Here is a 14439-nt window from a genome sequence, read left to right as displayed (position 1 = left end):
CTAGCGTCCGCCGCTGGCCGGGGGCGACGAAGCCGCCGCCCAGGCCTTGCGCCCGCCGACCCAGGTTTCCAGCACTTTGGTTTCCCTGAGCTCGCCCGGGCTGGCGAGCAGCGGATCGCGATCCAGCAGCAGGAAATCGGCGCGCTGGCCCACCTCCAGCCGGCCGAAGCGCCCCTCGGCGAAAGCGGCCCAGGCCGCCCCGGCGGTGGCGGCGGCCAATGCGGCTTCGCGGGTCAGGCGCTCCTGCGGTTGCCAGCCGCCAAAGGGCTGGCCGGCGGCGTCCTGGCGGGTGGTGGCGATGGCGAGGTTGGCCCATGGCGCCAGGCGATCCGCGCCGCTGGCGCCCGAGCCAAAAGCCAGCGGCACGCCGGCGCGGGCCAGCGAAGCCCAGGGCTGCACGCTGGCCAGGCGCGCTTCGCCAAGGCGCGCGGCGGCCAGCGCCGGGGCCAGGGCGCCGGGCTGGACCGCGACGACGATCCCGCTGCTGCCCAGCTTCGCCAGATCGGCCGGATCGACCACTTCGGCCCCGTCGATCCGCCAGCGCCGGTCGCCCTTGTAGGTCTGGGCGAGTTCGGCGAAGGCGGTGATGCCGGCGGCGACGGCCTGGGCGCCGTGGGCTTCGAGCGCCACCTGGAAACGGTCGATCCCGGCGCGGCTCATCAGGTTCCTGAGCTGGGTTTCGGAGCTGCGTGGCAGTCCGACTTGTGTGGCCCCTGTTGGCGTGGGCGCATCGGCATAGGGCGCCTTGAGCCAGGCACCGCGCGTGGCCAGCGCGCCATCGGCCACCAGCGCCACGCCGCCCAGCCGCAGGCGGTCGTCATAGAGCCAGGGCGTGGGGCCGGGGCCGGCGATCAGGCTCATCGCATCGGTGCCGGCGGCATAGGCAAGCACGCGGACACGCAGGGCGCCGAGATCCCCGGCGCGGCGATAGGCCTGCCAGTCCTCGATTCCGGTGCCCATGTCGGTGACGGCGGTGATCCCCTGCGCGAGCAGGGCGTCCTGCGCGGCGGCAAGGGCAAGGTCGCGGTCTTCCGGGCGCGGCGCGGGGGCAGCGCGGGCCACCATGTCCATCGCGGCCTCGATCAGCAGGCCGGTGGGCCGGGGGGGCGCCTTGCCGGGGCCAGGCGCGCGCAGGATGCGGCCGCCGGCCGGGTCTTTCGTCGTCGCGGTGATCCCGGCGGCGGCAAGGGCGGCGGAATTGGCCCAGCCCTGGTGGGCATCGGCGCTTTCGAGCCAGACCGGGCGATCCTTCACCACCTGGTCAAGCGCGGCGGCGGTGGGCTGGCCCAGCACGGCCGGATCCCAGCCGCGCCCCAGCACCCAGGCGCGGTCGGGGTGGGCGGCGGCATAGACGGCGATCCGCCCCTGCGCCTCGGCCAGCGTGCGGGCCGGCGACAGGTCGAGCGTGAGCGCGGCAAAGCCGATCCGCATGACATGGGCATGGGCATCGACCAGCCCGGGCATCAGCACGCGGCCCTGGCCATCGAGCAGGTAGTCCACCCGGGCCGGGCGCTTGTCGCCCTGGCGGAGAACCTGGGCGATCCGCCCGTCGTTGCCGATGAGCAGGCCGGTCAGCCGTTCGACCCGGCCGGCGGAATCGAGGGTGAAGCCGTCGACATGATCAACCAGGGTATCGGCCCGGGCGGTCGTCGCCAGCAGCGCGGCAGGCAGCATGGCAAGCAGGGCGACAGGCAGGGCGGCCAGCCGCCAGGCCGGCCGCGGGGCGGGCCGCGACGGGGCAGGGGCGATCACGTTTGCGCCGGGCTTACTTCGTCTTGCCCGGCAGCGGCAGGCGGCGGACCAGCGCGCTGGTATCCTGCCGGCCGCCACCGATCGCCTGAACCTCGGCGTAGAACTGGTTGACCAGCGCGGTGATCGGCAGCGAGACGCCCAGCCCCCGCCCTTCGTCCATCGCCAGGCCCAGGTCCTTTCGCATCCAGTCCACCGCGAAGCCGAAATCGAACGCGCCTTCGGCCATGGTCTTCCAGCGGTTGTCCATCTGCCACGATTGCGCCGCGCCGCCCGAGATCGCCTCGTAGACCTTGTCCATGTCGAGGTGGCTGGCCTGGGCGAAGCGCACGGCCTCCGACAGCCCGGCGACAACCCCGGCGATGGAGATCTGGTTGACCATCTTGGCAAGCTGGCCATAGCCCGGCTTGCCGATGTGGACGACCCGGCGGGTATAGGCGGCGAAGATCGGCTCGGCCGCGGCCATGGCTTCGGGCCGGCCGCCGCACATCACGGTGAGCGTGCCCTGTTCCGCGCCGATCTGGCTCCCGGTCATCGGCGCATCGACGCAGAGGATCTCCTTGTCGCGCGCCTCGACGTAGATCTGCCGGGCGATGCGGGCCGAGGCCGTGGTGTGATCGATGAACAGGCCGCCGCGCTTGAGCCTGGTGAACACGCCGGCCGGGCCAAGCACCACATCGGACAGGTCATCGTCGTTGCCAACGCAGGTCAGCACCACGTCGGCGCCCTCGGCGGCTTCGGCCGGGCTTTTCGCCACGCGGACCGACAGCCCCTGGTTGGCTTCGAGCCAGGCATCGAGCCGGCCCTGCGAGCGGTTGTAGACGGTGAGGCGGTGGCCGGCATTGGCGAGATGGCGGGCGATCGGGGCGCCCATCACGCCGAGGCCGAGGAAGCTGACATTGCGAGGCTGGGTCATGACTGCGTTGTTTAGCCGCTCCGGCGGCGTTGACCAGAGTGCATTGGGACCAGAGCGCACTGGAACCAGAACATCGGCGCGAGGCGAAGCAACCTTGCGGGCGAAGACCTATGCGGGCCGGGGCCGGGCGGCTATCGGGGCGCCATGACATCGGCCCGATTCGAGCGCATCGCCCGCCTGCTGTTCTGGGCTGCCATGGTGGGCGCCTGCGTGCTGGCGCTGATGCCCCAGCCGCCGCACCTGCCCACCGACCGCTTTGGCGACAAGGTGAACCACATCCTCGGCTTCGCCACGCTGGCCGCCCTGGCGGCGCTGGGCTGGCCGCGCGCGGAACGACTGCGGGTGGTGGAGCGGCTCTCGTTCCTCGGCGCGCTGATCGAGGTCGCCCAGTCGGTCCCCTTGCTCCACCGCGATTGCGACATCCGCGACTGGGTGGCCGATACGGCCGCAATCGTGGTGGTGACCGGCATCGCCGCAGTGCTCGCGCGCTGGCGCCGGGGCGGTGCCGCCGTGGCCCCCGCCGAATAGCGGTTCGACAACCCGCGCGCTTTCCAGTAGGGCGCGGCCATCATGCAGAAGTTCGCCAATCAGGCCGTCCAGGCCACCTCGCTCCTGACGCTCGCCGATGTCCGCGCGGCGGCGGAGCGGATTGCCGGCAAGGTGGTCCACACGCCGACCATGCACAGCCGGACCCTGTCCGACATTGCCGGCTGCGACATCTGGATCAAGTTCGAGAACCACCAGTTCACCGCCGCCTACAAGGAGCGCGGCGCGCTCAACGCCCTGCTGCTCCTGCCCGAAGACCAGCGTTCGCGCGGGGTGATCGCCGCCTCGGCCGGCAATCACGCGCAAGGGCTGTCTTACCACGGCCGGCGGCTGGGCGTGCCCGTCACCATCGTCATGCCGCGCACCACGCCGATGGTGAAGGTGATGCAGACAGAATCCGTGGGCGGCACGGTCGTGCTCGAGGGTGAGACCTTCGACGAGGCTTCGGCCCATGCCCGCCGGCTGGAGCAGGAGCTGGGGCTGGCCTTCGTCCACCCGTTCGACGAGCCGGCGGTGGCTGCCGGCCAGGGCACGGTCGCGCTCGAAATGCTCGAGGACGTGCCTGAGATCGATACCCTGGTGATCCCGGTGGGCGGCGGCGGGCTGGCCTCGGGCATGGGCACCGCGGCGCGCGGGCTCAAGCCCGATATCCGGCTGGTCGGCGTCGAGGCAGAGCTGTTCCCCTCGATGTTCAACCTCTTGCGCGGCACCCGGCACCCGATCGGGGGCGATACCCTGGCCGAAGGCATCGCCGTGTTCGAGCCGGGCAAGTTCACCAGCCAGGTGCTGGGCGCCCTGCTCGATGATTTCCTGCTGGTGAGCGAGAGCGAGATGGAAAGCGCGCTCGCCCTGCTGCTCCAGATCGAGAAGACCGTGGTCGAAGGCGCGGGCGCGGCGGGCCTCGCCGCGGTCCTGGCCAACCGCGAGAAGTTCGCTGGCCGAAAAGTCGGCATCGTGCTGTCGGGTGGCAACATCGACACGCGCCTGCTGGCCAATGTGCTGCTGCGCGACCTGGCCCGCTCGGGCCGCCTCGCCCGGCTGCGGCTGACCTTGCAGGATCGCCCCGGCGCCCTGTTCAAGGTGATGGAAGAGTTCAACCAGCACAACATCAACATCATCGAGATCTGGCACCAGCGGATCTTCACCCACCTGCCGGCCAAGGGGCTGATCACCGACATCGAGTGCGAGGCGCGCGATCGCGAGCAGCTCGAAGCCCTCGTCGCCGCCCTGCGGGCCAAGGGCTACGACGTGAGCCAGGTCGACGTGAACTGAGGGCGTCCGGCCGGGGCCGGGCTGGTGGCCTGCCTTGGCGCTGCGGGGCGCTTGCAGGACGCTTGCGGGGCGCTTGCGCCGTGCCGCCCCATTTTCGAGGCAAAGCCCATCCGTATTAGCCGCGAAATTCGTGGTTAAGGCTCTTTCATCCTTCGGGCGCTGGCGGCATAACCACAGGAACGACGGCGCGAACGGGTCGCGCACGGGATGGCAAGGACGCCAGGCGAAGTGACAGCACCTGTCCGATTTCCGCGGTTCTTCGTCACCACGCCGTCGCCGTGCCCCTATCTGCCCGGTCGGATGGAGCGCAAGGTCTTCACCGAGCTGAAAGGTCCCCATGCCGATGCGCTCAACGATGCGCTGAGCCGGATCGGCTTCCGCCGCAGCCAGACGGTCGCCTATCGCCCTTCGTGCATGAGCTGCACCGCCTGCCAGTCGGTCCGGGTGATCGCGCCGGAATTCCGCGCCTCGCCCACCCAGCGCCGCAATCTCAAGCGCAATGCCGACCTTGAGGTGAGCGAGTGCCAGCCCTGGTCCACGGCCGAACAGTTCGAGTTGCTCCAGCGCTATCTTGGCGCGCGCCACCCCGGCGGCGGCATGGCCCAGATGGACGAAACCGATTTCGCCGACATGGTGGAACATACCCCGGTCACCAGCGTGGTGACCGAATACCGCGAGCCGGGCGATGGATTTACCCCGGGCCGACTGGTCGGCGCCTGCCTGACCGACCGGCAGGGCGATGGCCTGTCGATGGTCTACAGTTTCTTCGATCCGACGCATGAAACGCGCTCGGGGCTTGGCAATTTCATCATTCTCGACCACATCCAGCGGGCAGCCCGGATGGGCCTGCCCTATGTCTATCTCGGGTACTGGGTCGAACAGTCCGAGCGGATGCAGTACAAGATTCGCTACCGGCCGCTCGAACGTCTCGGCCGCCAGGGCTGGGAACGCATTGCCGATGCCGAGCAGGACCGTCTCGTCGCCGCCATTGCCGGCCCCGGCCGCGCCGTCGGCCCCACGATGGATGCCGCCAGCCCGGCCGGAACCAAGGACAACCTGCCCGTGGGCGACGCCGATCGCGCCTTCGCCTGAACCACGCGCCGGCCGGGTGGCGGCAGCACCCGTTTCCACGCGGCGCCGGGCGCTGGGGTTGGCGCTTGGCCTCGTGCTGCTGGCGCCCGTGCCCGGCCGCGCCCAGGGCGCCGGCGCCGCGCCCGAGCAGGACCTGAAGGACCTCATCCCCGATTCGGCGGTGGTCGATCCCGAAGCCTGGGCGCGCGGCGCGCCGGCGGCGCCGGATGCTCCGGCCACGCCCGCTCCGGTCGCCCCGCTGGCCGACCTGCCTGGCCTCACCGTGCCTTGGCCCGACAGCCTCGCGCCGCCGCCGGCGCTGGCCTCGCTACCGGTCGAGCCGGATGTGGCCGCGGCCCTGGCGCAGGAGGAGCAGCAGGCCTTCCCGGCTCCCGAGGCCGGGGTGCGCGGCGAGGAGGTGAAGGTGGGCAACCATCTGACGCTGGTCTTCCCGCAGACCTTCAAGGCCTTTCCCGGCCAAGGCGCCTTCCTCGACCGGTTCCGGGCGCTGTCGGCCTTGCGGAAATACGATACCGAGAAGGATACCATCGCGCAGGTTTCCGCCCGCGCCCGGGCCGACAAGGACCTGCTCGAACGCCTGCTGCGGATCTATGGCTATTATGATGCGACGGTGACCCAGACCGTGGGCAATCCGCGCGTGCCGGGCGCCGGGGCGGGGGAGACCAGCGCGGATGCCGCGGTGCGCTTCGACATCGCGCCGGGCGAGCGCTTCCGCCTCGGCGCGATCGACCTCGGGAACCTGGCCGCCACCGGTCCGGACTATCTCTTGTTCCGCAAGGCCTTCCCGCTCCAGCCGGGCGAACCGCTCGACAATGACCGGATCGTGGCGGCGCGCGACCAGCTTGACGTCCAGCTTGGCGAGAACGGCCATGCCTTCGCGCATCTGGGCGCTCCTGAACTGCTGGTCGATCACAAGCGCGCCGAGGGCGACCTGACGATCCCGGTCGAGCCGGGGGGCAAGTATCGCTTCGGCCCGGTGGTCAGCCAGAACCCGCGGTTCCTCTCCTCGCACCACCTGGCCGACATCGCCCGGTTCGAGCGCGGCGATATCTACAAGCGCACCGACCAGGAGGATCTCAAGCGCGCGATCCTGGCGACGGGGCTGGTCTCCAGCGTGACGGTGACCCCGCGCGAGCTGTCCGCGCCGCCCGCGCCGGGGCAGGCCGGTGAAGTGGCGCTGGACGTGGGCCTGGTTCCCGGGCCGCTGCGGACCATCGCGGGCCTGGCCGGCTACGACACGGCCGACGGGGTGCGGCTGGAGGCGAGCTGGGAGCACCGCAACTTCTTCCCGCCCGAGGGGATGTTGCGCCTGCGCGGCGTGGCGGGCACCAAGGAGCAGCTGGTCGGCACGACCGTGCGCTGGAACAATTTCCACGGGCGCGACCAGGTGCTGACCCTCGATCTCTATGGCAACACGGTCAACCGCGATGCCTATACCGCGCGGACCATCGCCTTCACCTCCACCTTCGAGAAGCTCACCACGCTCTTGTTCCAGAAGCCGTGGGTCTGGTCGGTCGGCCTGGAAGTGGTGGCGACCCAGGAGCGCGAGAGCGCGGTTTCGGGCCAGTTGGTGCCGCGCAACACCTATTTCGTGACCGCCTTGCCGGTGCGCGGGGCCTTCGACCGCTCGGACGACCTGCTCGATCCCACCCGGGGCTGGCGCGCCTCGCTGCGGATTTCGCCCGAGGTTTCCAGGCAGAAGGGCGGGCCGCGCGTCACCTATGCCCGCGTCCAGGCCGATGCCTCGGCCTATCTGCCGGTGGGCGGCAAGGTGGTGCTGGCGGCGCGGACCCGGCTGGGGGCGATCCCCGGCACGGACCTTGCCAATATCGCGCCGTCGCGGCGCTTCTATGCCGGCGGCGGCGGCTCGGTGCGCGGCTATGGCTACCAGGAGATCGGCCCGCGCGACACGGCCAACGCGCCGTCGGGCGGGCGCTCGCTGGCGGAATTCAGCCTCGAGGCGCGGATCAGCACGGGGCTGCTGGGCGGGGCGCTGCAACTGGTGCCGTTCCTCGATGCCGGCTCGGTGTCCGCCGCGGTAACGCCGACCTTCAGGGACATCCGCTACGGGGCGGGCCTTGGCCTGCGCTACAAGACCGGGTTCGGGCCGATCCGGCTTGATCTGGGCACGCCGCTCAATCGCCGGCCGGGGGACAGCCGGGTGACGGTCAGCGTGGCGCTGGGGCAGGCGTTCTGATGCCCGAAGCGCCCGAACCGGCGGCGCCGGCGGCCGATGTGGTGGCGGCCCCCGCCATGGCGCGGCGGGGGCGGCTCCATGGCTGGCTGCGCTGGATCGCGGTGGCGCTGGCCGGCCTGCTCGCTCTGGTGGCGATCGGCCTGCTGGTGCTCGAAAGCCCGATCGGCCATCGCTTCGTGGTTGACCGGATCGCCCGCTATGCGCCCGCATCCGGGCTGCGGGTGGAGATCGGGCGGATCGACGGCTCGCTGATGGGCGCGGCCTACTTGCGCGACGTGACCTTTTCCGACCCCGATGGCCTGTTCCTGCGGGTGCCGGTGGTCGAGCTGGACTGGCGGCCACTGCGCTGGTTCACCAGCGGGCTCGACGTGCGAAAGCTGGTCTTGCGGCAGGGGCTGCTCTATCGCGGGCCGCATCTGAGGCCCGGCGATCCCGATGCCCCGCTGCTGCCTGATTTCGACATCCGGGTGGACCGCTTTCAGCTGGACCGGCTGACCGTTGCCAAGGGCATCTTCGGCGAGCAGCGCCGGATCGACCTGCGCGCCCGGGCCGATATCCGCAAGGGCCGGGTGTTCCTCAGGCTCGACAGCCGGCTGGGCGGGCAGGACCGGCTCCAGGGCACGCTCGACAGCGAGCCCAGGCGCGACCGCTTTGCCCTGAAGGTCGATGTCAACGCCCCCAGGGGCGGATTTCTCGCCACCCTGGCCGGGGCGAAGGACAGCCTCGCGGTTCGCGTCGACGGGGCGGGGCGCTATGCCGCGTGGACCGGCCGGGGGCTGGTCAGCCAGCCGGGGCTGGTCCTGGCCGATCTTGCCCTGGCCAATCGCGGCGGGCGCTACAGCTTCAGCGGCCCGGTCCGTCCCGACGGGTTCCTGGGCGCAATCGCCGCGCGGGCGGCCGGGCCGGAAGTGGCCGTTTCGGGCGAGGGGACCCTCGCCAGTTCGGTGCTCTCGGGGCGGTTCTCGGCGCGCGGGCGCGGCGCGCTGCTGGGCGGCAATGGCACGATCGATCTGGCGCGCAACGCCTTCCGCCAGGTGCGGCTGGACCTCGCCCTGCGCGATCCCGACCTGTTCGGGCCGGGCCTCAGGGTAGAGAATGCGCGGGCCAGCGCCACGCTCGACGGCGCCTTCCGCGAGGTCGTGATCGATCACCGGATCACCGCCGATCGTCTGCTGGCCGGCGGGCTGCGGGCCGAGCGGCTGGTCCAGGAAGGGCCGCTGACCCGGGCGAACGAGCGCTGGACCTTCCCGCTCAACCTCACCGCTGCGCGGGTCGTTACCGGCAGTGCCCTGATCGACGGGCGGGCACCGGGCAAGGCCGCGATGGGCGGCCATGCGCGCGGCACGATCCGGGTTGCGGGCACGCGGGTCTGGTCCGATCCGCTGGAGATCGGCATTCCCGGCCTCGGCGCGGCGCTGGTGCTGTCCGGCGATACGCGGACCGGCGCCTATCGCCTGGCCGGCCCGGTAGCGGCGCGCGACCTGGCCCTTGCCAATCTCGGCGCGGCCGACGCCGACCTGACGCTCGATGCCCGGTTCGGCGCCGTGCCGTGGCTGGCCCAGGCAGACCTGCGCGGGCGCATGGCGCGGGTGACCAATGCCACCCTGACCACGCTGGCCGGCACCGGCCTGCGGTTTGCCGGCCATGTCGCGATCGGCCGGAACCAGCCGCTCCTGTTGCAGCGCATGGCGATCGAGGCGAGCAAGCTGGCGCTTCGCATCGATGGTCGGGTGCTGCCCGACGGGACCATCACCTTGGGCGGCACCGGGCGCCATGCGGACTATGGCCCGTTCACGGTCCAGGCGCAGGTGGCCGGCGACGGTCCCCGCGCCGTGCTGGTCTTTGCCCACCCGCTCCCGGCGGCGGGGCTGAAGGACGTTCGCGTGGCGCTTGCGCCGATCCCGCAGGGGTTCCGGATCGAGACCGCGGGCCAATCGCGGCTGGGGCCGTTCGCGGGCACATTGGGGCTGTTCGCCCCGCCGGGCGGGCAAACCCGGATCGAGGTTGAAAAGCTGGCGGTTTGGAAAACCGCGGTCAGCGGCACGCTGGTGTTGGTCGGCGGGGCGGCGCAGGGCACGCTCGCGCTTGCCGGCGGCGGGGTCGACGGGACCATCGGCCTTGCCCCGCGCGGCGGCGGGCAGGGCTTCGACGTGGCGCTGACCGTCAGGGATGCGCGTTTCGGCGGCGATACGCCGCTGGCGATCGGCGCGGCGCGGATCAATGCCGCCGGCACCCTCGCGCAGGGCCATGCCACGGTGAGCGGCAATGGCTTTGCCGAGGGCGTGCAGAGCGGGAGCCTGTTCATCGGCCGGCTGGCCGCCAATGCCGCCCTGGCCGATGGCAAGGGGCAGGTGACCGCCAGCCTTGCCGGGCGGCGCGGCAGCCGCTTCGCCCTGCAACTCGTGGCCGACATCGCCCCGGACGAATACCGCCTGCTGGCCAGTGGCTCCTTTGCCGGGGAACGCATCGCCATGCCGCGCCGGGCAGTGCTGTCCCGCACGGCGCAGGGCTGGTCGCTGGCGCCGGCGCAGGTCGATTTCGCCGGAGGGCGGATCATTGCCTCGGGCAGCTTCGGCGCGGGCACGACGCTGGACCTTGCCCTGTCGGACCTGCCGCTGGCCCTGGCCGATATCTATGCCGGCGACCTCGGGCTGGCCGGCCAGGCTTCCGGCACCGTCGCCTGGCGCCAGCGCGAGGGCGCGGCACCCGCCGCCGATGCCCGGCTGGAAATCAAGGGGCTGTCGCGCTCGGGACTGGTGCTGACCTCGCGGCCGGTCGACCTGTCGCTGGTGGCGCGGCTGGGTGAGCGCGACCTCGAAATGCGCGCCCTGATCCGCGAGGGCGCCGCCGTGCGCGGCCGGTTGCAGGGGCGGATCGACGCGCTGCCGGCGGCGGGCTCACTGGGCGAGCGGCTGGCGGCCGGCGCGCTCGCCGGCCAGTTGCGCTATGCCGGCCCGGCCGATGCCCTGTGGCGGCTGGTCGCGCTGGAAACCTTCGACCTGACCGGCCCGCTCGACCTTGCCGCCGATGTGTCCGGCACGCTCCGGGATCCGCAGATCCGCGGCACGCTCGCCAGCACCGACCTGCGCCTGCAATCGGCGCTCACCGGCACCGATATCCGGGGGATCGCGGCGCGCGGCAGCTTTGCCGGTTCGCGCCTCCAGCTCGCCACCTTCGCCGGGCGCGCCCGCAATGGCGGGATGGTGAGCGGGAGCGGCGAGATCGACCTGGCCGGCTTGGGCGGCGGGCGCGGGCCGGCGCTCGACCTGCGCCTCGCCGCGCGCGGGGCCGAGATCGTCTCGCGCGATGACATGGCGGCCACGGTGACCGGGCCGATCCGCATCCTGTCCGATGGCCAGGGCGGGACCATCGCCGGGCGCCTCGCGATCGACAGCGCGCGCTGGACCCTGGGGCGCGCCTCGGTGGCTGCCGCGCTGCCGGGCGTGACGACCCGCGAGATCAACCTGCCCTACGACATTGCCCCGGCCCGCGCGCCGGCCACGCCCTGGCGCTACCTGATCGACGCGCGCGGGCGCAGCCGCATCCAGGTGCGCGGGCTGGGGCTCGACAGCGAATGGGGCGCCGACCTGCGCTTGCGCGGAACCACCACGGCCCCGGCGATCGCCGGCCGGGCCGACCTGGTGCGCGGCGGCTACGACTTTGCCGGCAAGCGCTTCGAGCTGACCCGGGGCGCGATCCACTTCGATGGCAATGCGCCGCCCGATCCCAGGCTCGACATCGCCGCCAGCGCCGACATGACCGGGCTGACCGCGACCGTGACCGTCACCGGCACGTCGAACCGTCCGGAGATCCGCTTTTCCTCGGTGCCGGCCCTGCCCGAGGAGGAGCTGCTCTCGCGCCTGCTGTTCGGCAGCTCGATCACCCAGCTTTCGGCGCCCGAGGCCGTGCAGATCGGCGCGGCGCTGGCCTCGTTGCGCGGCGGGGGCGGGCTGGATCCGATCAACAAGCTGCGGAGTGCGATCGGGCTCGATCGCCTGCGGATCGTCGGCGCGGACGCCGCGCTCGGGCGCGGAACCTCGATCGCGGTGGGCAAGAACATCGGCCAGCGGATCTATGTGGAGATCGTGTCGGACGGGAAGGGCTACAACGCGACCCAGCTCGAATACCGGGTGACCCGCTGGCTTTCGCTGCTGGGCACGATTTCCTCGATCGGGCGGCAGGGAATCGATGCCAAGATTTCAAAGGATTATTAACTTCCTGCGTGCTTAGGCGATTGCCGCATTAACGAGATTTTCGCCGGTAAGGTCGCAAACGGGCGCGCATGACATTCGCAAACAGGCTTTCGGCTGTGGTCCGGGGCTGGATCCGTGCCGGAGTCGGGATGCGCCGGCTGATCCTGGTGACCTTCGTCGCCCTGTCGGTCTTTTCCGCCATGCTGGTGGGGGGCTTCCTCCAGGCGACCGCCGCGGCCGACGATGCCACCCGCGCCGACGAACGGCGGCTGGTGGATAACCAGTTGCGCGATTACACCCGCCGCCTCCTCGCCACCGAAACCGTGCAGCTCACCTGGGACGATGCCGTGCGCGCGGCGGGCGGGCAGGGCCAGGGCGCCCGGGCCGCGCCGATCGACCCGGCCTGGGCCGATACCAATCTCGGCCAGTTCCTGTCGCACGTGATCGATGCCGACGAGATGTATCTCGTCAGCCCGGACGGCGCGCTACTGCGCGGCTGGCGGGGCGGGCAGGTGGCGGAGCCAGCGGCCTTCCAGCCGATCGCGCCGGCGGTGCGGCGGATCGTGGGGGCGCCGGCGGGCGATCGTTCCTACAACGGCGCAATCGCGGGTTGGCGCCAACTGGCCGACCGGCCGTGGCCCTACGATGCCCATGGCCGTCCGCTTACCCGCTGGGCCGGCGAGTTCATCTGGCATCGCGGCCGGCCGGCGCTGATGAGCGTGGTGGCGATCACCCCCGACATCGCGCTGCCCTTGCTACGGCGCACACCCAACCATGTCGTGGTACTGCGCTTCCTCGACGAGGCCATGCTGCGCGAGATCGGCGCTGCGGTGCTGCTGCCCGATATGCGTTTCAGCCAGGTGGCCCCCGGCGGCGACGAACGCAACGCCATGGCCCTTCGTGGACTGGATGGGCGCGTTCTGGGCTGGCTGAGCTGGCAACCCCATGCGGTGGGAGCGATCGTGCTCAAGCGCACGATGCCGCTGCTGGCGGTCTATCTGCTGTTCTTCGTGGGCGTGCTGGTGCTGGGCACCCTGATGATCCGCCAGGCCCTGCGCGTCGCGCGCGAACTGGCCGCTAGCGAGGCCCAGGCCCATCACCACGCCCTGCACGATCCGATGCTGGGCCTGCCCAATCGCGCCCACGTGCTGCAACGGCTACGCAACCAGCTCCAGCCGATCGAGGGCGAGGCCGTGCCGGCCTCCGGAGAGGACCCGCCGGCGCAGCCCGAGGTGCTGCTCGCATATTTCGACCTCGATCATTTCAAGGCGATCAACGAAAGCGTCGGGCACCATGTCGGTGACGACCTGCTGGTCCAGATCATCGCCCGCGTGCGCGAACGGATGGGGCCGGCCGACGTGCTGGGCCGCCTGGCCAGCGACGAATTCGTGCTCATGCGGCCGGCGGCCGGCGGGCGGGATGCCGCCGACCGGCTGGGCGATGAACTGATGGGGGTCTTTGCCGAGCCCTTCGCCGTGTTCGGCCATTCGGTCCCGGTTACGGCCTCCTGCGGCATTGCCTGGGCGCCCGACCACGGCCTTGATCCCAAGGCCTTGCTGCGGAGCGCCGATATCGCCCTGTTCCGCGCCAAGCAGCGCGGCCGCGCGCGCTATCGCCGCTTTACCCACGACATGGACGCCACGATCCGCTGGCGCCTGGACATGGAAGTGGAACTGCGCCGCGCGATCGCGCTCGATCACCTGACCATGGTCTACCAGCCGATCGTCAACGTGGCCGATGGCTCGATTGCCAGCTTTGAAGCCCTGCTGCGCTGGCACCACCGCGATCGCGGCGAGATCGGGCCGGGAATCTTCGTGCCGGTGGCCGAACAGGCCGGGCTGATGCCGCTACTGGGCGATTGGGTCCTGCGCCGGGTGTTCGCCGACAGCCACGATTTCGGCAATGCCGAGATTTCGGTGAACCTCTCGCCGCTCCAGCTGGTGGCGCGCGATTTCCTGCCGGGCCTGCGGGCGATGATCGCCGACGAGAAGGTTGATCCCTCGCGCTTTGCCTTCGAGATCACCGAGGGGGTCCTGCTCGACAATTCCGAGCGGGTGATCGGGCTGATCACCGAATTGCAGGACATGGGCTTCCGCATCGCGCTCGATGATTTCGGCACGGGCTATTCCTCGCTCGCCTACCTGCGGGCCTTCCCGTTCGACCGGATCAAGATCGACCGGTCCTTCGTCCAGGGCATCGAAAGCGATGTCGACGCCCAGTCGATCCTGCGCGCAATCGTCGCGCTGGGCCGCACCTTGCGGATGAAGGTAGTGGCCGAGGGGGTGGAGACCCTGCTCCAGCAGCAGCTGGTCCATGCCGCCGGTTGCCAGCTGATCCAGGGCCACCTCTATTGGCGCGCCCTGACCCCAGAGCAGGTCGTCGCCCTGCTGGCGACCGACCGGGTGCAGGACCTCAGGATGGCGGTCTAGGGTCCGGACTCAATTGGCCCACCAGATGATGGCGGCGACGATGAG

8 protein-coding genes are annotated in these 14439 nt (G+C 71.2%); 6 read left to right on the top strand and 2 right to left on the bottom strand.

Annotated elements, in window-relative coordinates; genetic code table 11:
- Positions 1 to 1674, bottom strand: coding sequence for an amidohydrolase (locus ACFOD9_RS03485; protein WP_379509004.1), 1674 nt, complete (start codon positions 1672 to 1674; stop codon positions 1 to 3).
- A gap of 91 nt (positions 1675 to 1765) precedes the next feature.
- Positions 1766 to 2665, bottom strand: a complete 900-nt coding sequence (locus ACFOD9_RS03480; RefSeq protein WP_379508701.1) for an NAD(P)-dependent oxidoreductase — start codon at positions 2663 to 2665, stop codon at positions 1766 to 1768.
- A gap of 144 nt (positions 2666 to 2809) precedes the next feature.
- Between ACFOD9_RS03480 and ACFOD9_RS03475 the strand changes: the two genes are divergently transcribed.
- The 6 genes from ACFOD9_RS03475 to ACFOD9_RS03450 all read left to right on the top strand — a co-directional run bounded on the left by ACFOD9_RS03475 (position 2810) and on the right by ACFOD9_RS03450 (position 14394).
- Positions 2810 to 3193 (top strand): hypothetical protein, encoded by a 384-nt coding sequence (locus tag ACFOD9_RS03475; protein WP_379508700.1) that lies wholly within the window; start codon positions 2810 to 2812, stop codon positions 3191 to 3193.
- 42 nt (positions 3194 to 3235) lie between these two features.
- Positions 3236 to 4483 carry a threonine ammonia-lyase gene (locus tag ACFOD9_RS03470; RefSeq protein WP_379508699.1) on the top strand — a complete coding sequence of 416 codons (1248 nt, stop codon included), beginning with the start codon at positions 3236 to 3238 and terminating at the stop codon, positions 4481 to 4483.
- A gap of 228 nt (positions 4484 to 4711) precedes the next feature.
- Positions 4712 to 5575 (top strand): arginyltransferase, encoded by an 864-nt coding sequence (locus ACFOD9_RS03465; protein WP_379508698.1) that lies wholly within the window; start codon positions 4712 to 4714, stop codon positions 5573 to 5575.
- 58 nt (positions 5576 to 5633) lie between these two features.
- Complete coding sequence (locus ACFOD9_RS03460) at positions 5634 to 7772, top strand: autotransporter assembly complex protein TamA (RefSeq protein WP_379508697.1); 2139 nt, start codon at positions 5634 to 5636, stop codon at positions 7770 to 7772.
- Positions 7772 to 11986 (top strand): translocation/assembly module TamB domain-containing protein, encoded by a 4215-nt coding sequence (locus ACFOD9_RS03455; RefSeq protein WP_379508696.1) that lies wholly within the window; start codon positions 7772 to 7774, stop codon positions 11984 to 11986. The genes ACFOD9_RS03460 and ACFOD9_RS03455 overlap by 1 nt, the downstream gene beginning before the upstream one ends.
- A gap of 128 nt (positions 11987 to 12114) precedes the next feature.
- Positions 12115 to 14394, top strand: coding sequence for a putative bifunctional diguanylate cyclase/phosphodiesterase (locus ACFOD9_RS03450; protein ID WP_379508695.1), 2280 nt, complete (start codon positions 12115 to 12117; stop codon positions 14392 to 14394).
- Positions 14395 to 14439 lie beyond the last annotated feature (45 nt).

The organism is Novosphingobium bradum (assembly GCF_042646485.1).
GTDB classification, from domain to species: Bacteria; Pseudomonadota; Alphaproteobacteria; order Sphingomonadales; family Sphingomonadaceae; genus Novosphingobium; species Novosphingobium bradum.
Note: the sequence above shows the minus strand (reverse complement) of the source record. Positions and strands in the feature narration are given on the sequence as shown.

What these genes read in the sequence shown, in the direction of transcription:
- ACFOD9_RS03485 (WP_379509004.1), bottom strand. Translation starts at nt 1,674, where the DNA reads ATGCTGCCTGCCGCGCTGCTGGCGACGACCGCCCGGGCCGATACCCTG.
- ACFOD9_RS03480 (WP_379508701.1), bottom strand. Translation starts at nt 2,665, where the DNA reads ATGACCCAGCCTCGCAATGTCAGCTTCCTCGGCCTCGGCGTGATGGGC.
- ACFOD9_RS03475 (WP_379508700.1), top strand. Translation starts at nt 2,810, where the DNA reads ATGACATCGGCCCGATTCGAGCGCATCGCCCGCCTGCTGTTCTGGGCT.
- ACFOD9_RS03470 (WP_379508699.1), top strand. Translation starts at nt 3,236, where the DNA reads ATGCAGAAGTTCGCCAATCAGGCCGTCCAGGCCACCTCGCTCCTGACG.
- ACFOD9_RS03455 (WP_379508696.1), top strand. Translation starts at nt 7,772, where the DNA reads ATGCCCGAAGCGCCCGAACCGGCGGCGCCGGCGGCCGATGTGGTGGCG.
- ACFOD9_RS03450 (WP_379508695.1), top strand. Translation starts at nt 12,115, where the DNA reads ATGCGCCGGCTGATCCTGGTGACCTTCGTCGCCCTGTCGGTCTTTTCC.